This window comes from Moorena producens PAL-8-15-08-1, from assembly GCF_001767235.1.
In the GTDB taxonomy this organism is placed as follows: domain Bacteria; phylum Cyanobacteriota; class Cyanobacteriia; order Cyanobacteriales; family Coleofasciculaceae; genus Moorena; species Moorena producens_A.
In genome coordinates this window covers 2,966,864-2,989,460 of record NZ_CP017599.1, presented here as the reverse complement: position 1 = coordinate 2,989,460, position 22,597 = coordinate 2,966,864, and the positions used below count along the sequence as shown (strand labels likewise).

Here is a 22,597-nt window from a genome sequence, read left to right as displayed (position 1 = left end):
TCTAGATCTTCAGGGGATTGTAGATACAGGAGTTTTTTTCACAGCACAAGGAGGCTTATAATAATCCAGTTAAAATATCTGATTAAGATTTCTTATGACATCATCACTACCAGGAAACCCTCAGCCAGAACAATTTGTCCCTTTTACTGCTCGTTTAATGGCAGCAATAAGAACAAAAGAAACAAAAAGATCAGATCGTCTGTTTAATGACCCTTTTGCTGCTCAGTTAGCTGGAGAAGAAGCATTTACTGTTTTAGAGCAAAAGTTAAAGGTAGAAGATCAGGCTTATGTAGCAGTCCGAACCCGTTTATTTGATGATTTTCTTCTTTCAGCCTCTGCCAAAGCGCATCAAGTGGTTATTCTAGCTTCGGGTATGGATACCCGAGCTTATCGTCTTTCTTGGTCATCTGTCACTAAAATCTACGAACTAGACCAACCGCAGGTTCTCAAAACTAAGGCAACCATTCTCCAAGAGGTTGTTCCCAACTGTCAACACTGTGCTATTTCCGCAGATTTAACTCAACCTTGGTCACATCTCTTGTTGACGAAAGGATATCAGCCTGAATTGCCTTCAGTCTGGTTATTAGAAGGACTGTTGATGTACTTGAGCGAGCCGGAAGTACATCAGTTACTGGAAACAATTTCCCAGTTAACGGCTACTGATAGTTATTTAGCTTTGGATTTAGTTAATGTTAAAGGCATAGAATACGAACCCTACAAAGGTTATTTCCGTTCCGGTTTCGATTACCCAGAAGAACTGTTAGCTCAATATGACTGGGAAGCAGAAGTTATTCAACCTGGAGATGAGGGGGCGAATTTTGATCGCTTCATAGAGCCGTTACCCCCTCGTGATGTTCCTGATGTAGCAAGAGTATTTCTGGTGAAAGCTAAAAAACAGTAACTTAATCAATAGCTTCGCAAAAAAAAGGTTAACTAAACGCGATCGCTAATGCTATCTATCAACACTAGAGATTGCCGACAACTAGGGCAATAGTTTGTATGTCTGGGGAGAGCAATCATATAATAGCTCATCACTTAATTCTTGGAAAGGTGCTTCTGTTAATCCCTGCCATGCAGGTTTACCACTAAATGCTTACCTAAAATCTAAAATCTAAAATTTCAAATCTCATGACCACACCTGCCCATAATCTGATCCAGTCCATCTATGAAGCCATCAATCGTAGGGATGTTAACGCTGCGATGGAGTGGATAGACGACCAGTGTATTTACGAGGATCTCAACTTTTCCCAACCATTCAAAGGAAAGGAAGCTGTCAGACAACTTCTGGAAGAATCCTGTCAAGGTATCCCGGATCAGTTAAAATTTGTAATTGACGATATCACCACAGGGGATCCCCTGGCAGTAGGAATACTATGGCACGTTGAATTAGACGGCATTCCCTTTCCTAACGGACGAGGTGTTAGCTTTTATCGTTGTTCTGAGGTAACTGGCAAGTTAGTTTTAGCCCGTGATCTGGTTGAACCCCCCATAAAACCAGGGAAGGCGGCATTCTTTATCATCCGACTGGTATCTCCGCTGATACGGACACTGCTGAAAAATCGGCAAGATGAAAGTACCAGGGAAATCTCTCCCTTAGGCCAAGGGATTCCAAAAAATCAACCCTTTCTTGCTCTAGTATTTGGGTTAATAGCGATCGCCTATATTTACATTCTGTTGCTATCTCCACCAGGGCAACTTATTCCAGGGGAACCCGCTTGGGCCATTCAACCAGAAACTATAGAGGAAATAGTAAATGAATCTCTGAATTTTTTCTTTATTTTACCCCTTTTGAACCTAGTAGGCATTAATTATTTAGAAGCACCAGTGGTTCATCCTACCTTAGAAGCACTCTTCAACTTTGCCGAAGCTTGGATATTTATGTTTTTACCTCTACTCCTGGTCGATAGAAGGACAACTCATCTCCCCAAGATTCTCATTTGGAGTCTGGCGATGTTCGGAACCAATGCTGTTCTTACCCCTTATATGGCACTGCGCTATAATACACCAATTCCGCCAGTAAAGGAGGAAACGAACAAGGGACTATTAGCTCGTGTATTTGGTTGGACAGGAATGATAGTGGGGATAATTGCCTTAGTTTGGGGGGTGATGGGACGACCAGAGTTTGGAGATTTGGTCGAGAGAATGAACTATTTTGGCGAGCAATTGATGACGAAGCGACTCACATTAGCTTTCTGTGTAGATTTAGTACTTTTTTCAGTTTTTCAGGCTTTACTTTTGGGGGCAGTTAAAAGTAGAATGGGCTGGTTTCGATTTATTCCTTTCTGGGGACTTGCGCTATGGCTAATTCTATAGAGTTGCTTGGAGGTTGCCTCAGCACGAGCGGACGCAATTTGTTGCCCAAAATGACTTTTATTATCAAATCATAACTATAGCGTTTATCGCAGTTATGAGGTACAGTCTTATTTGACACTGATTCCCTGTCTTGATGCAGTCGCTCATGGGGGAAACCCCCTGTTCCGAAGCTGCATCGCTTAAAACCCTCTTTACTATTGCCTATTGCCTATTGCCTATTGCCTATTGCCTATTGCCTTAAAAGGATAAGCTTTGTCCTCATGACTATGAGAATTGCTATATAGCACTACCCATTAAAGTTAGGACATTGATACAAGCTGAAAACCTTGTGTAGTAAACTTTTGCCTCTTGCCTCTTGCCAATGCCATTGCGCGTAGCGCTATAACTGTGCTGCGGAGGATTTTTATTCAGTAAAGGTTAATCAAGATTTAATCATGTTAGAACTATATTTAGATAGTGCCGATGTTGAACAGATAGCACGTTTTCACTCTTGCTTACCGATTAAAGGAATAACCACCAACCCCAGTATTTTGGCTCAAGCCAACATCGGTGTTAATCAACTACTTAAAGACGTAAATACTATACTAGGAAATGAGGCACGTTTTCACCTTCAAGTTATCAGTCAATCTGTAGATGAAATTATCGTTGAAGCTGAGAAAATAACAGCGTTACCCTATGATATTGTGGTTAAAATTCCGACCACGGAAATAGGTCTGGTGGCAATAAAAAAGTTACATCAGAAGCAGATACCTCTATTAGCTACGGCAATTTATACAGTTCAACAAGGTTTTTTAGCTGCACTAGCAGGTGCAGATTATTTAGCTCCTTATGTAAATCGAATTGATGTTTTTGGGGGCAATGGTGTCACAGTTGTGGAGCAACTTCAACAACTTATCCAACAACAACAGCTAAGTTGTTGTTTATTACCTGCTAGTTTTAAAAATCCCCGTCAAGTTTTAGAGGTATTACAAGCAGGGGTTGGTGCGATTACTTTGCCTGTAGGTATAATGGGACAAATGGTTTCACATCCAGCTATACCTTTGGCAGTTGAACAATTTAATACTGATTGGCAACAAGTCTTTGGTGATAAATTAGCTTTTGAAACTTAATGTGACCTGAGTTTTGGATATAGCAATTCTACGACTTGTGAGGTACAAATTTATGGTTTTTAGGGAGCAGGGACTTCGGAGCAGGGAGCAGGGGAGCATGTCACTTATGCAGAACATTTGTACTAAGGTAATAGGTAATAGGTAATAGGTAATAGGTAATAGGTAATAGCGATGCAGCGCGGTCTTGGGGGTTTCCCCCATGAGCGACTGCATCAAGACGGTAATAGGTCATCAGGGGAGCTAGTCCTGGATGAATATTTGTACATTATCTATAGCCCCCTCATGGGTAATTGCATGTTTTACTGGAAAATAGTACTAATGTTTCAGCAAATTTGACCTGCTCCCAGGGAGCAGGGACTTCGGAGCAGGGAGCAGGGAGCAGGGAGCAGGGAAGAGGAACCCACCCCTAACCCCTCCCAGGAGGGGAAGAGGGAAGAGGTAAAAAATAATGTGTACCTCATGAGTCCTAGAAACGCTATAATAAAACAGGCAGATAGAGTGACAATACATAAATGGAAGCTAGAGGAATTCAAGGGTGAAGCATATCATGTTCACTTGATAGTAAATTTTTCTTCCAACAATAACTTATCTGACTTGATTTCATCCTTGAAATCAGCTAGTAGCAGGATTTTTATGGTAAGCATTCAGCTATCAACTATCAGCGATTAGCGCTACGCCCACGCTACGGGAACAGGCAAAGGCCAACGGCTGACCACTGACCACTGACCACTGACCGCTGACCGCTGACAGCTGACAGCTGACAGCTGAATACTTAGAGGTTGTCTGAGAAGTATCATTTGCTACATTCAAGCCCCCTAAATCCCCCAATTTTGGGGGACTTTTAGCAATAAATGGATTCTTGTTCCCCCCAGAATTGGGGGGCTAGGGGGGCAAAGTTCAGTATCAAAAAACTTTTCAGATATCCTCTTAGATTAATTTCAATAACATCCTAAAGAATCGCGAGTATCAACACGAGTTATAGGATTAGTACCAGAAGCATTTTTGCTTTCGCATAGCTTCCGGTCTTGGTTATAATCCAAAATTGCTTCCTCGAACCAAAATTGCTTCCTCGAAGTCAACGCCAGTAATATCTGCACCATTAAATTTAGATTTCGAAATGAATGCATATTCAAAGACTGCATCGGTTAAGTCTGCTCCCTTGAAGTTACATACATTAATGAATGCATCGCTAAAATTGGCTCCATGTAGATTAGCATTCGTGAAATCAACTTTGGTAATATCCGCACCTATAAACTTAGCGTTGCTCAAGTTGGCTGACTGGAAATTGACATTGCTAAAAACCTTGTAACTCAAGTCTTGACCGGATTTATCCTGACCGCTTAGATCCTTGTTTTCAAAGTTAGCGTTAATGGTGGCAGCGCTTTGGGCTTGGGCTGGCAGAGGCAACACTAGAATAGTTAGTGCTAGTAGAAAGGCTGCCAGGTGTAGAAAGTACTTAGCGTACTTCATGAATTGCTCTAATCCTCCTTGTGATTAAACGTTGCTGACAAAGGTAACTATATCAATTTTTGTAGGAGTTGTGAATAGGGAAATATAGGGCAATTGTCAGCAAGGTTTGAGGGACATTGCTTATGGTTTTAAGGGAAAAGGCAAGAGGCAAGAGGCAATAGGCAATAGGCAAGAGGCAATAGGCAATAGGCAAGAGGCAATAGGCAATAGGCAATAGGCAATAGGCAATAGGCAATAGGCAATAGGCAATAGGCAATAGGCAATAGGCAATAGGCAATAGGCAATAGGCAAGAGGCAATAGGCAATAGGCAATAGGCAAGAGGCAATAGGCAATAGGCAATAGGCAATAGTTTTGTTCCCTGTTCCGTGTTCCCTGTTCCGTGTTCCCTGTTCCCTGTTGCCTGTTCCGTGTTCCCTGTTCCCTGTTCCCTGTTCCCTGTTCCCTTTGCTATTGACAGAAATTACCAATCTTGGTATAGGTTTATCCCACGTTTAGTACTTCAATAAGTAGTATATAAGTTACGGAATTGTGTTGGGAGGCGATTGACCTTGGCCAAAAGGCCACGCGATCGCGTTTGGTCACGCGGGGCGCGATGCTCGGTACGAGCCGCTACGCGATCGCATTCTGGGGCACTTCCGGTACATGGACAAACAGACTTGAGCAGTTATACCGAAGGGAACACGGAAGCGTACCCATTCTCAGCCAGGGTAAACGCCTCACAATTTGTATTAAAAGTTACATATAAAAGGTAAACAATAGTAATCTTTTTTTACGATTATTTTGTAAAAGATATAAATTAAATAGTTAACAAATTAGTAATTTTGTCAAGTATCTTTAGATGGTTTTACCCTAGCAAAAATAAAGTGTAACGTTTTGTTAACAACATGATCGTTGTTTAAAACTATTAGCTAACCTAAATAAGGTTGGATTTACAAAAGCCTGTTTATAAAGGTGCTCAGGTAAAGTTGAGAGGCAGAAATAGAGCCGAACAACAAAAAACAAAAAAAAGCTCGTGTTTTAAAAGGTGCTCAGGCCAAGTTGAGAGGCATAATTAAAGCCGAACAACCGGAAAATTAGCCAACCATCGTAGGATAAACCTCAGGGATAACCAGTGCCAATTGCTGTTGACACTCATACCCAGAGCCAAGCCCGTCCGACGCCATCGCAGGGTTTTGGTGCGCGGAAATAATCAACGCAATTTTAATTTATAGCTGCTATCAAAAGGCAGTGCTGGGAGCCTGCTGCCCGATGGTATCCTTAATAAATAAAGGAAAAAAAATAGTTGATTTAGGATAAATAGAATGATCTATTGGCTGTAATAAACCTTTTAATACAGGCTTTTTTTTGCTTGTCAAATCATTGTTAAGACTATCTTGTTGAGGGTTAATCAGGAGCTAGGGCAGATCACCTCAGTTCGCTGATTGGGAAGAGTTCCCAAGCATTACTTCGGTCATCAATTGGGTCATCAAGGGTGTTATGGAAAATAGCAAAATAACCACAACTCAACTGTCTTTACCTAAAGGCGGGGGAGCGATTCAGGGCATTGGAGAAACGTTTCAGGCTAACGAATTTACGGGCACGGCTGGCCTATCGATTCCGATTCCGACAACTCCTTGCCGGGGTTTTGAACCGCAGTTGAGTGTTCAGTATAGTTCTGGTTCGGGAAACGGGCTTTTTGGTTTGGGGTTTGCTCTAGCTATTCCTAATATTTCCCGCAAAACCTCGAAAGGACTGCCCAAATACGATGGCACTGATACCTTTATCCTCTCCAATGCTGATGACTTGGTACCAGTAGGTAACCGAACTCAAGGCAGTTACGACATTACTAGCTACCAGCCTCGCACTGAAGGGTTATTTGCCAAAATTGAACAGTGGTGCGATCGCACTACAGGAGCATCCTATTGGCAGGTAATAAGTAAGGATAACATCACCAGTAGATATGGCAAAACGGCTCAAGCCAGAATATCTGACCCGGAAAACGAAAATCATGTCTTTGAATGGTTGCTAGAAGAAAGCTTTGATGCTAAAGGAAATTACATTATCTATCGCTACAAACCAGAAAATACCCAAGGGGTAACCAGCAGCATTTATGAAACTAACCGGACGCAGACAGCCAACAAATATCTAGAGAAAATCCAGTATGGCAACGACCAACCGCTGCAACCAGGAGATGACCTGAGCAGTGTTGAGTGGCACTTTGAAGTAATCTTTGACTACGGCGAGTACAATATCGACCCAACCAATACGACACCTTACGAACCAGTTAGAGAATGGAAAAATAGACTAGACCCCTTCTCTACCTACCATGCGGGGTTTGAAATTCGCACCCATCGACTATGCCGCCACGTTTTAATGTTCCACCGCTTTGCCGAATTGGACAGTGAACCGGTACTAGTCCACGCCACGGGCTTCCATTATCGAGAAGATGCTAATATTACTTTTTTAACGGCTGCTGAAGCGATTGGGTATCGCTACGAAAACCCTGGGTATCAAACCAAGAGTTTGCCCCCTCTGGAGTTTCAATATACTCCATTCCAGCCCGAGGGACATAACTTTGAACCGTTCCTAGGAGAGGACAGTCAGTTTTTGCCCGGTTTGATTTCTTCAGAGTATCAAATCCTGGATTTATACGGGGAAGGCATTCCGGGAGTTTTGTACAACGACGGCACCACAACGCTGTACTGGGAACCCGCAGCGAACGGTGAGGAAACTCAAGCAGTAAGATATAACCCTCCTCAACAACCTCAATCCTTGCCCATCGCTTATGGGAAAACAGATAACCAACAGTTAATCGATCTAACGGGAAACGGTCGATTAGATTTAGTGGTCAGTAGTCCCAATGTTTCAGGATACTACGAAGTAAAAAGCGATCGCACTTGGCAGGGTTTTCAAACCTTTCCTGCCTTTGCCAACGAATTTCTCGAACCTGACAGTCAATTAACCGATATTACTGGGGATGGGTTGTTGGACCTGTTACGCCTCGAAAGCGATCGCATAAAAGTTTATCCAGGGAAAGGGAAAGCAGGTTTTGGTCCAGCCATCATACAGCAGCCGGAAAATGACTTGCCTAATCAGAAAAAAGGCGATCGCACCGAAGCCTTGCGGTTTGCGGATATTTTTGGCACCGGTAGGCAGCATTTAGTCAGAATCAAGAGTGGTTTGGTAGAATGCTGGCCTTCCTTGGGCTACGGCAAGTTTGGCAAAAAAGTGACCTTGGGCAATGCACCAAGCTTTGGCATAGACTTCGATATCTCCCGGTTGTTTTTATTAGATATCGATGGTTCCGGCACAGCGGATATATTGTATGTAAAGAGCGATCGCGTCGAGATTTGGTTCAACCAAAGCGGTAACTCCTTCAGGGAAACCCCTCTGACCATCTATCTGCCCAGCAATTGGAATAATTTAGACCAGATTAGCTTTGCAGATGTTTACGGCAACGGCACAACTTGTTTAATCTTCAGCGAAGAAACCCCCAGACCGCGCCATTGGTGTTACGACTTTTGCCAAAGGACAAAACCCCACCTGTTGAACGAAACAGACAACAATCTCGGAGCCACCACTCGCATTACCTACGGCACTTCCACCAAATATTATCTCGAAGACAAGCAAAACGGTCAACCGTGGATAACCAACCTGCCATTTCCCGTACAGGTCATTGAAAAAGTAGAAAGCTGGGATGCCATCTCCCAGACCAAGTTAGTCAGTTCCTACAGCTACCATCACGGTTACTACGACGGGGTAGAACGGGAATTCTTTGGGTTTGGCATGATAGAACGTCTAGATGCTGAAACCCTATCCAGCCATGCCCAACCCTACGATGTCCCGCCAGTCTTGAGCAAGACTTGGTATCATACCGGAGCCTGGCAAGGAGAAGAGTCTCTCTCGAAGCAATACGAACCGGAATATTTCCAGGGAGATCCGGCAGCACATCAATTTCCCGATAGCGTTTTTGATGCTAATGGCCAAGAACCGGACAGCGAAACGTGGCGAGAAGCCCATCGAGCCTTAAAAGGGATGGTGTTGCGTGAGGAACTTTACGGAAAAGACGACTCCGCCCAACAAGCCAATCCCTACAGCGTCACCCAGAGCAACTACAGGGTTAAACTGATCCAACCCAAAGGGGAAAACAAATATGGTATCTACTTTGTCCATCCCCAAGAAAGTCTGACTTATGATTACGAACGGAACCCAGCGGATCCCCGTATGGGTCACGAGTTTGTCCTGGAAGTCGATCAGTATGGCAACGTTCTAGGTGCTTGTGCCGTAGCCTACGGACGGCGGCCTGGAAGCCAAGACCAACTGCTCGAACAATTCAGCTTAAAAATAACTTACTCGGCAGACAGTTTTATTAATCAAACCCAGGACTTTTATCTGCTGGGGGTTCCTCAAGACAATCGCAGTTATGAAATCAAGAATCTTTCATTACCTAGCGGTCAGCAATACTTCGCTTTTGCAGATGTCAAAGACCACCTAGAGGAAGTTACCGACAGCCCCGAAACCCCCCTACTGAGCTGGCAGCGCCACTATTATTGGAATCCCGAAAGCGAAGAGGAAGAGTTTTTCCCCCTCGGTCAAGTCGGTCCCCAAGCCTTGCCCTATCGCAGGGAAATAGCGGAATTTTCTCCAGAACAAGTGGAAGCGGCATTTGAGGGGGCTTTGACTAAAGATAAATTGGACCAATTGCTGGAAAATCAGGGCAGCTATGTCCTGGCAAACAATTACTGGTGGAATCAGGGTTCGACTCAAGCTTACAACCCTGGCGACCAGTTCTATTTGCCCCAAGCAACAACGGATCCTTTCGGCAATGGGACCCGCTACGAATACGATGGTTATAACCTGCTAGGGGTTAAAGTCACTGATGCGCTGAATAACGAAACCTTGGTGCAGGCCATAGATTACCAAACCCTGCAACCGCAAAGAATACGGGATATCAATCACAACATTTCCGAAGTGCTGTTCGACCCCTTGGGGATGGTAACAGTCACCTCCCATTACGGAACGGAACCCACCCCTAACCCCTCCCAGGAGGGGAATGTCGGGTTTATGAAGCTGGAGGATTACCAGCAGCAGGAGCCACCGACTACAGAGGAGGTTATTGCCAATCCCCGCACTTATTTACAGAGGGCGGCGAGTTATTTCCACTACGACCTGTTCTCTTGGAAAAATAACCAAATTCCCGTCCATGCCGTTAATTTAGTCGCGGAAGATTACCAGACCGATGCCCGGGTGCAAACTCACATCACCTACAGCGACGGGTTGGGACGGGAAGTGCAAAGCAAGATGAAAGTCGAACCAGGGGAGGCATTTGTTGTCAATCCCGATGGCAGTATCGGTACCGAGATAACGAGCGATCGCTGGCTGGCTTCCAACCGCAAGGTCTACAACAACAAAGGCAATCCCGTTAAAGAATACGAGCCTTATTACATCAAAGGCTATGACTATGTCGATAACGAAGAACTCAATCAGTTCGGTGTTTCTCCCACCCTATTCTACGACCCCCTGCAACGGTTAATTCGGGTGGATACGCCTAAGGGATTTTTCACCAAAGTGGAGTTTACCCCTTGGCAGGAACAGCACTATGACGAAAACGATACTGTTAAAGATTCCGATTACTATCGGGAAAATATCGATAATCCAGACCTGGAGGAAGCCGAACGTCAAGCCTTGCAAAAGGCAGCAGTCTTCTACGATACGCCCAATGAAGTAATCCTGGACAACTTGGGCAGAACGGTTCAAGAGATTGAAAACAATAAGACGGCTTCAGATGGAGAAGTTACTCGGCTGACAACCCATTACGAAAGGGATATTACAGGCAATCAGCTATCCAGTGCGGATCCCCGCTTGTCGGCTGCCAGTATCAAGAATTTCCAAATGACCTACAGCTTAACTGACGAGGTTCTCAAGACCATTGGTGTCGATGGGGGGACTCACTGGCAATTGAACAACGTTCTGGGCAATCCCATTTATAGCCAAGATTCCCGTAACTTCGAGGTGCGCACCGAATACGACCAGTTGCAGCGTCCTGTACAAGTGCATGTCCAAGGTGGGGATGGTGCGACTCAGCTTGACCAGGTAGTAGAACGCTTGGTGTATGGGGAAAGTAAAGATGATGCGGAAAATCTCAATCTACGCGGTCAAGTTTACCAGCACTACGACCAAGCCGGGTTATTGCAGGTCGATGAATACAATATCCTGGGTTCGCCTCTGACAACTAATCGACAATTGAGGGAGGAGTACAAGGAAGAAGCGAACTGGAACAGTATTGACTCCAGTGATTTGCAACCGACTATCTACCAGACCCAATATCAATACGATGCTCTGGGTCGCGTTACGGAACAAACCGATGCGGACAATAACGTTTATCAACCAATTTACCATGAATCGGGTCGGTTGAATCAAATTCAGGTGGAGCATCAGGGAGGGGCAACTTCGACTTATGTGAAGAGCATCGACTACGACCCTAAAGGACAGCGCACCCAGATTGTTTATGGCAATGGGGTAACCACTGATTATGAGTATGAACCCACTACCTTCCGCCTGACCCGGATTTTGACCAACCGGGGAGCTACCTTAGCAGCAGCGGGACAACCAGCGCGACGGGAACGGAGGGCTGCCCCTCACTGGTTGTGTCGGTTGCTGCCACAGTTTTTGCGCCAGGCTTTGGGGCGGATGTGGCCTTGGGGTGGGTCAGGGTTCACGGGCAGTAATTTGCGCTCTGTTGAGCCTGCCAAGTTACAAGACCTCAACTATACCTACGATCCCGTGGGCAATATCACCCAAATTGCCGATAACGCTTGGGATACAGTCTTTAACAAGAATCAACAAGTTGAGCCAGTGTCTGAGTACACCTACGATTCCCTCTATCGTTTAATCGAAGCGACTGGACGGGAACATCAGGCTTTATCCCGACAGCAGGAACAGTATAAGGATATTCCGGAAGTGGGATTTGTACAGTTACAGAATTTGAACAATGGCCAAGCAGTGGAAAACTACATCCGTCGCTATAGCTACGACCCAGCGGGCAACTTATACCAGATCGCCCACCAAGGCACAACCCCCCGCACTCGTAATTTAACGGTTTCGGAAACGTCCAACCGGGCGGTAGATAGTGAACTGCTAGAGGGAAACAGGGATATTGATCAGTTTTTCGATGCTAATGGCAACCAAATTCAAATGTCGGGTTTGCCACAAGTGCAGTGGAACTATCGGGATAATATTGCCCATGTCACGATTATTGACAGAGACGATAGTAATAACGACGCGGAATATTATGTCTACGACAGCAGTGGCACAAGGGTGCGCAAGGTCACGGAATGGTATGGCTCTGGAGGAACTATGACCCACATTGAGGAAGTGATTTACCTCGGTGGGTTGGAAATTCGGCTTTCTCGACAGGGGGAAACTGTAACCGAGGAACGCCATTGCTTGCGGGTGATGGATGATACCACCTGTGTTGCCATTCGCAACCAATGGACACAGGGAGAACCCCCTGAAGGGGTAATCAATCCTCAAGTGCGCTACCAACTTGATAACCATTTAGGTTCCACCACCATGGAGGTAGATGGGGAGGGGCAACGGATTAGTTATGAAGAGTATTTCCCTTATGGGGGGACCGCATTTGTGACCGGGTCAAATGCAGCAGAGGTGAAGTTGAAACATTATCGCTATTCGGGTAAGGAACGGGATGGGAGTACGGGGTTGTATTACTATGGTGCGCGGTATTATGCCCCTTGGTTGGGTCGCTGGATGAGTTGCGATCCGGCGGGGACGGTTGATGGGTTGAATTTGTATGCAATGGTGAGCAATAACCCGATTCGTTACGTTGATGCTATGGGAACAGATAAGCGAAATCCTGAAGAAATCAAAAGCCTACTTAAGGAATATAAAGGATACTTAAAAGCCTCTAATGAAGAGCTGACGAAACTTGAACGACAGTTAACTTCTTTAACGACACCCGAAGGTCGTGGAAAGGCCATAGGAAAGCGCACAGGGGTTTTGGGTGCTAAATTGGGTGCTACTGCGGGTAGTGCTGCATTGGGAGCTGTTGCTGGGGCCGCTATTGGCACCGCTGCTGGTCCAGTTGTCGGAACTTTAGCTGGTGCAGCCATAGGTGGAGCAGTTGGATTTGTAGGTGAAAAAGCAATAAATGTGATCGCTGATAGGGATACATTTCAAGCTTATGGTTTAAAACCCATTGTTAGCGAACATATAGGAAATATTAAATATGCTAATAGCAATCTTTTGGCTCGTAAGGCGAAAATAGCTTGGGACAATAAAAAAGAACTAGCTAAGAATACCGGGTTGGAGAAGGCTGCTGGAAAGGCGATCGAACAAACTGTAGGAGGAACATTAAACGTTGGTGCTGTTCGAGAGTTTGGAGTGTCTTTACAAGGATTAGCTACCGGTATTAATGATACTAAAATAGATAAAATTGAATCCCTATTAAGTTCGATCGAAAACGATATATTATTAAATAATAAATATAAAGTTGATGACAAAGATTTAGAATCAATGGGTTGGCAAAGCTACAAAATTATGCATTTAAAACAAAAAACAAATAATATAAAAGCCGATGTGGAAAATCAAATCTCTGATATTCGCGGACTGCTAAATAATCCAGATATTAAGAATAGTTTATTACAAATTCATGGTGAAACACAATGGTTTACACCTGATACCAGCTCGGATGAGAGTAGCCAAGCTGATAGTTTGGATCTGGATTTAAATCATCAGCCAGCTCAACAGTTCCGAAATAATAATAGGTTTGTTTTCGAGACGTCAGTGTGATCGCGGTTAAAAAGTTTCCCCCGAATCTAGCCCATCTCTAACCCCTCTGAGATTGGGAGAGGAGGCAGGCTTAACCCACCCCTAATCCCTCCTGGGAGGGTAAGTTGAACCAAACTCAAACCCAAACAACCAAATTTACCAAAACAAAAAAGGAACAAAAAATGTCAAACTCAAATCAGAACGGTAACGCTATTGCATCATTCTTAGGGCAAAACCCAAATGCTGACTTGCGCACTTTTAACTTTTTCGATAAAAATGCTGTCAACTCAATAAGTTGGGGAAGTCTCGATAACGGTCAAATCAGCGATCGCCTAGCTCATCTCAAAGCCTACCAACGACTATTGCGCCTGGGTGTTGATGCTGAAGAAGCAATGGCTTTATCTGAAAGCGATCGCAAATTAGATTCTGCCTTAGCCATCGCCTCCCTCTCCGAAAGTGCTTTTGTGGAAGCGGCCAACTTTAGTAACCCCGAAAAAGCCAAAACAGTTCATCGCCAGGCCAGGGAAAAAACAGCAGGATTAATGGTCTTTTTGGCTAATACCATTCAGTTTAGTTCCCCACGCCAGGCAACAGCATTATTTGACAGCGCCCAGTCAATCCGGAATAGTTTAGGCGCTATTCCCAGCTACCCGGAATTATTCGGCAGTCTGGATTATTTACAATGCGAACCATGTCAGTCGATTTTTAGTCCATCTGCCTATTTTGTGGATTTAATGCGGATGGTTGAGGAGTATATTGTTGAGACTGACGATAACCTGAGTCTCAAGGGTCGCCGCCCCGATTTAGAAAATATTCTCTTGACTTGCGACAATACTAATGATACCGTTCCCTACACCCAAATTGTCAGCGAAGTTTTAGAGGAAAAACTCAAAGAAGAACTGGGAGAAGACGATGTATTTAAACACCTGGCGACTGCTCTATATCCCCGGAATTTGCCTTTCAATCTTTATCTGGAACAAATGCGGATTTATATCAGCAATTTAGAGACCAATCTTGCTGATATTTACCAAACCTTTCATCCTCAAGAACCTGACAGCACCCCTTGGGCGCGAGAATATTTAGGGCTTTCTCCAGAAGACTATAATTTGATAATCACAGAAAACGCTGATGCTGAAAGTTTGAGCAATCGCTACGGCGTTACAATTTCAGAATCTGACTTAGGAGGATTGGATCGAAAAGAAAGTTTCCTCAAACAAACAAAACTCTCTTGGCAGGAATTAAATGACTTACTCTATCAAAATCTTTCCTCAGGAGACGAAGGCGAAATTGAAAAAGGCGTAGCTGATCAGTTCTACATCAATCAAGGGTTATCAGATGAAGATACAAATGAAGATACAAAGAAATATATTTACCTGAACGATGAAGACAAAATAAAAATTAAAGTTCTCGATTCAGAGGAAGATGAAGAACTTACCTTGGGGGCACTCGATCGCATCGATCGCTTCCTGCGTCTGGCTGCAAAACTGGATTGGTCTTTTGCCGATTTGGACTGGGTTCTCGCTTCTATCTCCTCTGATGGAACTAAAAAGATTGATGAAACAGCCATTCAAAAAATTGCCCAAATTAAGCGACTGGAAGTCCAAACCAAGTTGCCCTTAGACGTGCTGTGCAGTTTTTGGCACGACATGAAGACAATCGGGAAAGGTGACAAACCACGCCCTCAAGATTTATTTAATCGCATCTTTAACAACCGGTTTACTTTTCAAGGACAAGAGGAATTTCCGCCAGAGGAACCTTGGACAATTGATGGCACCGACGAGCGCAATTCTCTGCTGCGAAAACGGCTCCTAGCCGCCTTTAAATTGAAGGATAAGGATTTTAATGTGCTGGTTCGGGAAATCTTTCCGACAGAGGAAACCATTACCTTAAACCTGGCAAATTTGTCAGGACTTTTCCGGAATGCCCAAATGCTGAATTTACTGGGGTTAAAGGGAGAAGAGTATAAATTGCTGTTAAAGTTTCTCAATCTATCCTTGCAATCTCTTGAGAAACTGGACATCGAAGAAATAACCGATATCAGTGACTTAGCTCAATGGCTGAAACTATCGGGTTTCACTGTCTACGAACTCGACTACATTCTCAATGGAATTGAGTCCGCTTCTGTGAAAGTCGTTTTGCCAGAAAAGAATCTGGAATCTTTGATAAAGGATTTATGGAAAAACGTCCAACTACCAGAAGGGGATTTAAATGACGACCAACGCAATGAATTGAACGAAGCAATTGCCAGCCATTATGGCATTGAGCCTGGTTTATTCTCTATCTTAGCACAATTGGGGGCCGACTCAGTAGGAGCAGACGATTATCTCAAACTGCTGTTAACTGAAGTCGAAATAGGAGGCAATGAATGGAATAATATTGTCGAGTGTTTGAAATACATCTCGCAAATGTACTTGCTGGTTTTCAAGCTGCCCCTCACCGATCCAGAACTCACGAGCATTACCAATCATCCCTCAGCCTACAATATCGAATCCCTCACGAAACTAAAAGTTCAAGAAGTCCAGACCCTCTACCGATTTAAGCGGCAATTAGTGGGCAGCTTCGATGAACCGGATAATGGCCTAATTGACTATTTGGAAAACCCTGATATCCCAGGGCTAGCCGAACTGACAGGCTGGAATGAACAACAAATCGAGCGAGTGATTGACTATTTCAACCCCTCAGAAGAAGAACCCTCAGAAGAGGAATCCTCAGGAGAAGAAGAATTCTATGATTCAGTAGAAGGCTTGCTGAAACTTAAAGGATGTTTTGACCTCAGTTCCCTCCTGGGCTGCCGCGTTCATCTATTATGCAATTGGTGCGATTTATTGAAGGATGGAGCCGCAAGTGAAGATTGGGACACTTATAAAAACGAAGCCAACTCGATAGTTAATTTAACCCAAGCGAAGTACGGTTACCAAGAATGGAGCGAAGTTTTTGGAAAGCTCAATGGCGCTGTTACAGAACGCCAAAGCCAAATTCTCTCTGAGTTTGCGTTGTGGAAACTAGAGATGGCAAATTTGCGCCAACTTTCCGAATATCTGCTGCTGGATGTGGAGATGACCAGTTGTGCTTGTAACTCCCGCATTCAGTTGGCAATTTTGTCGGTGCAAACCTATTTGCAGCGCTGTCAAATGGGTATAGAACCTGGTGTGAGTGAGGTGACGATTCCCCCGGTGTGGTGGGAATGGATTATGAATTACCGCCTGTGGGAAGCTAACCGCAAGGTGTTTTTGTACCCGGAAAACTACATCGACCCCAGTTTGCGCCGGGATGCGTCTCCGATTTTTAAGGAGTTGCAGGATGAGTTATTACAGTCGGAAATTACCGCAGCTACCGTAGAAGTAGCTTATCGCAATTATTTTGATAAGTTGGCCGAACTGGCAAAGCTGCAAATTGTTGATAGCGGTCGCTTTTTCGTGCAAACGCCAAAAAGTCCCGAACCCATCGAAACGTTGTTTATTTTGGCCAAAACCCTAACTCAACCCCAGACCTTCTATTATCGAACTTGCGAACGACCTTCTGATAATAAACCCCTGTGGGGACATTGGCAAAAAATTGACCTGCAAATTAACTCGGATTATCTGGCACCAGTCTATGGGTTTAATCGTTTGTTTGTTTTTTGGGTGGAGACTAAGGAGATTGAAAAACCCCAGGAAAATGATGTAAGTAAGACGGATAAGATTACCCAGGCAACGATTAAGTATTCATTTCAGGACGTCGGTCAAAAATGGGTGGCACCCCAAGACCTGGTTACAGATGTAGACATTAGTGAGAAGGTAGACGATTCCAGCTTGGGCAAGGATTTTTGGCAGCAGGTTTACCCCATCGTAGTTCCAGAGCCAAGCCTCCAATCTGGACTGATAACAAGTGTCTTTGGCGGCTTGCAGTCTGTGTTAGCAACGGAATTTAATGCCAAACAAGACTCGTTTTTTGAAGAAAGAAAGAACAATATTAAAGATTCGGACTCAGAATTGAAAGCAACAATGGCTAGTGATTTATTACCAGACATTACAAATTTAATAGAAAGGTATAATGGCCCAAAGCTTTCCTCGGCACGTGCTTCTTTAGCAGCGACAACAGTAGGGAATCTAGTTATCTTCGCTGGGGGTCGCGGCAATGTTCAAAGTACAGATGTAGTAGATGTTTTTGAATACCAAAACGGGACTTTCCTAAAAAAAGAACTCAACCTCACACTTTCGATGGTACGTAGTTTTTTAACAGCGACAACAGTAGGTAATTTCGCTATCTTCGCTGGGGACGATAACAGTACAATCGTGTCGGACACAGTGGATGTTTTTGAATACAAAGATGGGACTTTGGTAAGAAAAGAACTCAACCTTAAACTTTCCGAGGGACGTAATTTTTTAGTAGCAACCACAGTGGGGAATCTAGCTATCTTCGCTGGGGGCAACACTAGGGGTATGAATCTCTCGGACGCAGTGGATGTTTTTGAATACCAAAATGGGACTTTGGAAAGAAAAGAACACAACCTCGAACTTTCGTTGGCACGTATTAGTTTAGCTGCAACAACAGTAGGGAATCTAGCTATCTTCGCTGGGGGCATCGATGGTAATGTTGAATCGGACGTAGTGGATGTTTTTGAATACAAAAACGGTAATTTGGAAAGAAAAGAACACAACCTCAAACTTTCTGTGGGACGTAAATTTCATGCAGCAACAACAGTAGGAAATCTAGCTATCTTCGCTGGGGGTAGCGGCAATGATTTTGATTCAGACGCAGTGGATGTTTTTGAATACCAAGACGGGAATTTGGTAAAAAAAGAACACAACCTCAAACTTTCTGTGGCACGTATTTTTTTAGCAGCAACAACAGTAGGGAATCTCGCTATCTTCGCTGGGGGTAAATCTCATGGTAGTTATGTTGATACAGTGGATGTTTTTGAATATCAAAATGGGACTTTGGTCAAAAAAGAAGTCAACCTCAAACTTTCCCAGGGACGTCAATATTTAGCAGCAACAACAGTAGGAAATCTAGCTATCTTCACTGGGGGCTACGGCGATGGCAGTATTTCTTCGGACGCAGTGGATGTTTTTTCTATCCCCAGTCCCAGCTTCAGTCTTTTACCCTCTAACCCCGAGCTTCCAACCAATACCACCGTTACCCCTATCAAAAACCAATCCGAAGCCTTTACCCTGCACAACCGCAGCGAAGCTTTCTCAGCTTTATCTGAAGCTGATCAACTTTCCCCCATTGCCCGCCTCACTACTAGCGCCATCCGGCACTTCAATCATACTCTGTTTGCCGAAGGTTTAGATGGTTTGCTCTCCCTGGAGTCTCAAAGGATATCCGAAGAATCAAACTTTCCACCAGAATTTAACCAGAATCTCAACCTCGACTTTGACGGGGCTTATGGGGCTTACTTCTGGGAAATATTTTTCCACATTCCTTTCTTAATTGCCTCCACCTTAAACGCTAACCAACGCTATAACGAAGCCCGTAAGTGGTATCAGTATATCTTTGACCCGACAACTCCACCTCCTCAACCTCCTCAACCGGTTAGCTTTTGGCCATTGAATCAATCTGGAGGAAATACTATCTATGATGAAGTGGGAGAACACAACGGTACTTTGCAGGGAGAGGCTAATTGGCAAACCGTTACAGACTTTCCTGGGGTGGCTTCCAGAAATGTGTTGCAGTTCGATGGCACTGACAATTATATAAAATTGGTAAATGCAACAGAACTGGGGCTTACAAATAACAGCTTTACCGTAGAAGCTTGGGTAAAAACAGAAGAAAGATCGGATGGTGGCAATCCAGCAATTCTCGGCATAGAAGAACACGGAGAAAACTTGGGTCTTCACTTAGTTATTCAAGAAACAAAAGCTTATATGGGCTTCTATGGTAACGACCTAAGGGGTAAAACCAGTCTGGAAGATGGAAAATGGTACCGAATAGTCTGGCGTTATACTAAAAATACTCAGGAACAAGCCATTTTCATTAACGGCAGGTTAGATGCTTCCAAGACTGCAAACGGCGACTTTCAAGGAGAAGGTCAGGTATTGATCGGCCGCTGGGACTTGCATGAATATAAGAATTTTCAAGGTCAAATGGCTAACGTTCGCATTTGGGAGCGCGCTCTTAGCGATCGGGAAATTGCTGACTTTTCAGATCAATTCTGGCAATTCCTACCCTTCCGAGGCAATACCCTCGAAGACCTCGAAGAGATTTTAACCAACGAAGCCGCCATCGAAGCTTACAAAGAAAATCCCTTTGACCCCCATGCCATTGCTCGCCTGCGGATTGGGGCCTACGAAAAAGCGGTGGTGATGCGCTATATCGACAACCTGCTAGACTGGGCAGACTCCCTGTTTACCCAAGACACCTGGGAGTCCATCACCCAAGCCACCACCCTATATATCCTGGCCCATGACTTGCTCGGTCCGAAACCCGAAAGTGTCGGTCAGGTTCGCACCCCCAAACCCGCCAGCTTTGCAGATATTCGCGAGAAATACCCAGATGGCATTCCCGAATTCCTGATCGACCTAGAAAACTATTTAGACGACAACTTTCTGAGTAAGTTCGGTGATAATGTTCCCTTTAACGCCATTGATGCTTATTTCTGTGTCAGTGAAAACCCAGACCTCGCCCAATATTGGGAACGAGTGGAAGACCGCCTGTTCAAAATCCGCCACTGCCAAAATATCCGAGGCGTGGAACGACAACTGGCCTTGTTCGCACCTCCCATCGACCCCAACCAATTAGTGCGCCTTGCTGCTGCTGGGGATGGTTCCCTGAATTTAGCCACCACCGACACCGTACCCCACTATCGCTTTTCCCACCTGCTAGAACGGGCTAAAGCCATGACCTCAACTGTAATGCAACTGGGTTCTACTCTGCTGAGTACCCTAGAGAAAAAAGATGCTGAAGAATTAGCCGTGTTGCGGGCTACCCAAGAACCGATCTTGTTACAATTGATTACCAAAACCAAAGAAAAGCAAATCGAAGAAGCACAAGCCAACCTGACAGCGTTGCAACAGAGCTTAACCTCAGCCCAAGGTCGCGGCCAACACTATCAAGACTTAATCACAGCAGGATGGAACCCAGGGGAACAAGCTACGGTAACTCTCATGGGTGACGCCTTAATCCCCCAGACTGCTGCAACTGCCATCCGAGGAGCTGCAATAGCGGGCCACTTATTGCCCAATACCTTTGGATTTGCCTTCGGGGGGATGAAATTTGGCGAGGCGATTAATATGGGAGCCGCCACCTTAGATGGTATAGCAGGTATTCTCACTCACAGCGCTTCGATTGCCTCAACCATCGCTCAATTCCAACGTCGAGAAGAAGACTGGCAATTCCAAGAGCAAATGGCCCAATGGGATACCGAGCAAATCGAAGCCCAAATTGAAGTGGCAAAGGTGCGCATCGAGCTAGCTCAAGCCGATCTGGAGGTTCACCAGCAGAGTATTGCCCATTCCCAAGAGGTGGAACAATTCCTCAAAGACAAATTTACCAACAAAGACTTGTATCAATGGATGTTAGGTCGCTTATCCGGTTTGTATTTCCAGACCTACAAAATTGCCTTGGAAATGGCCTATTCTGCCCAAAAAGCCTACCAGTATGAACTGAACCAGGAGGACATCTACATCGAACCCATCCATTGGGACGGCAACAAAAAAGGATTGTTGGCAGGGGAAAGCTTGATGTTAGAACTCAACCAACTGGAGAAGGCTTATCTGGATGGAGATGAACGCCGCTTGGAAATTGATAAAATTGTTTCCCTGCGTCAACTCGACCCCCGAGCTTTCCTGGAATTAAAGACAACAGGAGAATGCCACTTTAGCTTTGACGAAACGCTGTTTGCCCTCGACTTCCCCAGTCATTACTGCCGTCAAATCAAAACCATCGAGCTGTCGATTCCTGCCGTGGTCGGTCCTTACCAAAATATTAACGCCACACTTACCCAAGAGGGGGACAAGGTCTTAATCGAACCCAATCCAGAAGCAGTGAAGTGGCTGTTGAATCCAGGATCAGGCGATCCTCCAGAGGGGAAAATACGTCAGAATTGGCGGCAAAACCAACAAATTGCCATTTCCAAGGGAGTCAACGATAGCGGTATGTTTGTTCTCAACTTCCAAGACGACCGGTATTTGCCCTTTGAAGGCACTGGGGCAATTTCCGACTGGACGTTGAAAATGCCAAAATCCAGCAACCGCTTCGACTTTGAGAGTATCACCGATGTGATTATCACCCTCAGGTACACAGCACTGCAAGGGGGTTCTACTATTTCTAACACTGTAGCCGAGACTCTTAAGAACTTCACCGGACAGGTGGTTCTTAACTTAAAGCAACAGTTACTCCAAAGTCCCAATCACAACGAGCTATCCTTTGTTGTCTCACCCAATCTATTCCGTGGCAACCTGAAAAACTACAGTATTTCCGCTTCTACTGAACAAAGTCCTAGTATTTACTTGCAACTGCACTTATCCGACAGCGGTAATCAGGTAGATCCATTACCCACCCTGAATCTAACCATCGCTGATAATCCACCAATCTCGCTCACACTCAACCAGGATGAAAACGGTATTGTTTCCGCAACACCCGAGGAGGATAACGACAAGATTGACAACATTTTTACACAGCCTTGGTTACTTTCGGATCCGGATGAAAGCGGATTTCTCAGTCCCGAAAACATTACAAATATTGGTTTGCTTGTGGCTTACGAAGGTAAGATTGACTGGTAAAGCAGTTAAGTAAGATCGCCTTTTGGTAGGGTGCGTTAACAAAGTGTAACGCACCGAAAACTCACCCATCCACCCGACAATATCTAGCAGAGTGTAGAATTTAGAATTTAGAATTTAGAATGGAGAATGGAGAATGGAGAATGGAGAATGGAGAATGGAGAATTGATAATGGAGAATGGAGAATGTAGAATTGATAATTGAGAATTCAGAATTCAGAATGTAGAATTGAGAAT

13 protein-coding genes are annotated in these 22,597 nt (G+C 44.6%); 8 read left to right on the top strand and 5 right to left on the bottom strand.

Translation table 11 applies throughout. The features are described 5' to 3' along the window. Positions 1–94 precede the first annotated feature (94 nt). From BJP34_RS11300 to BJP34_RS11290, 3 genes are all read left to right on the top strand, one after another. Positions 95–901 (top strand): SAM-dependent methyltransferase, encoded by an 807-nt coding sequence (locus BJP34_RS11300; RefSeq protein ID WP_070392435.1) that lies wholly within the window; start codon positions 95–97, stop codon positions 899–901. A gap of 227 nt (positions 902–1,128) precedes the next feature. Beyond that, positions 1,129–2,313: a nuclear transport factor 2 family protein gene (locus tag BJP34_RS11295; protein ID WP_070392434.1), complete on the top strand. Its 1,185-nt coding sequence runs from the start codon at positions 1,129–1,131 to the stop codon at positions 2,311–2,313. A gap of 434 nt (positions 2,314–2,747) precedes the next feature. Then, positions 2,748–3,422, top strand: coding sequence for a transaldolase family protein (locus BJP34_RS11290; protein WP_070392433.1), 675 nt, complete (start codon positions 2,748–2,750; stop codon positions 3,420–3,422). Here BJP34_RS11290 and BJP34_RS39360 read toward each other — a convergent pair. Continuing rightward, positions 3,405–3,635: a hypothetical protein gene (locus BJP34_RS39360; RefSeq protein ID WP_149030917.1), complete on the bottom strand. Its 231-nt coding sequence runs from the start codon at positions 3,633–3,635 to the stop codon at positions 3,405–3,407. The two genes, BJP34_RS11290 and BJP34_RS39360, sit on opposite strands and share 18 nt — an antisense overlap. 110 nt (positions 3,636–3,745) lie before the next feature. After that, on the bottom strand, positions 3,746–3,883 hold the full coding sequence (locus tag BJP34_RS42955; protein WP_158517136.1) for a hypothetical protein: 138 nt from the start codon (positions 3,881–3,883) through the stop codon (positions 3,746–3,748). On the opposite strand from BJP34_RS42955, the gene BJP34_RS50380 reads away from it, so the two are divergent. After that, complete coding sequence (locus BJP34_RS50380; protein WP_149030916.1) at positions 3,882–4,091, top strand: transposase; 210 nt, start codon at positions 3,882–3,884, stop codon at positions 4,089–4,091. The two genes, BJP34_RS42955 and BJP34_RS50380, sit on opposite strands and share 2 nt — an antisense overlap. Here the strand turns inward: BJP34_RS50380 and BJP34_RS45530 are convergent. The 3 genes from BJP34_RS45530 to BJP34_RS36560 all read right to left on the bottom strand — a co-directional run bounded on the left by BJP34_RS45530 (position 4,074) and on the right by BJP34_RS36560 (position 5,232). After that, positions 4,074–4,232 (bottom strand): hypothetical protein, encoded by a 159-nt coding sequence (locus tag BJP34_RS45530; protein WP_168166466.1) that lies wholly within the window; start codon positions 4,230–4,232, stop codon positions 4,074–4,076. The genes BJP34_RS50380 and BJP34_RS45530 overlap by 18 nt on opposite strands. A 219-nt stretch (positions 4,233–4,451) precedes the next feature. Then, a complete protein-coding gene (locus BJP34_RS11285; RefSeq protein WP_083305103.1) occupies positions 4,452–4,892 on the bottom strand; it encodes a pentapeptide repeat-containing protein in 441 nt (146 codons plus the stop codon). Between the two features lie 52 nt (positions 4,893–4,944). Further along, complete coding sequence (locus BJP34_RS36560; protein ID WP_193431315.1) at positions 4,945–5,232, bottom strand: hypothetical protein; 288 nt, start codon at positions 5,230–5,232, stop codon at positions 4,945–4,947. A gap of 12 nt (positions 5,233–5,244) precedes the next feature. On the opposite strand from BJP34_RS36560, the gene BJP34_RS42950 reads away from it, so the two are divergent. From BJP34_RS42950 to BJP34_RS11275, 4 genes are all read left to right on the top strand, one after another. Continuing rightward, positions 5,245–5,388: a hypothetical protein gene (locus BJP34_RS42950; protein WP_158517135.1), complete on the top strand. Its 144-nt coding sequence runs from the start codon at positions 5,245–5,247 to the stop codon at positions 5,386–5,388. 53 nt (positions 5,389–5,441) lie between these two features. Then, on the top strand, positions 5,442–5,645 hold the full coding sequence (locus BJP34_RS39355; RefSeq protein WP_149030915.1) for a hypothetical protein: 204 nt from the start codon (positions 5,442–5,444) through the stop codon (positions 5,643–5,645). Positions 5,646–6,369: 724 nt separating this feature from the next. After that, positions 6,370–13,680 carry a SpvB/TcaC N-terminal domain-containing protein gene (locus tag BJP34_RS11280; protein WP_070392432.1) on the top strand — a complete coding sequence of 2,437 codons (7,311 nt, stop codon included), beginning with the start codon at positions 6,370–6,372 and terminating at the stop codon, positions 13,678–13,680. Between the two features lie 161 nt (positions 13,681–13,841). After that, positions 13,842–22,364: a neuraminidase-like domain-containing protein gene (locus BJP34_RS11275; protein WP_149030914.1), complete on the top strand. Its 8,523-nt coding sequence runs from the start codon at positions 13,842–13,844 to the stop codon at positions 22,362–22,364. The last annotated feature ends 233 nt before the right edge of the window (positions 22,365–22,597 follow it).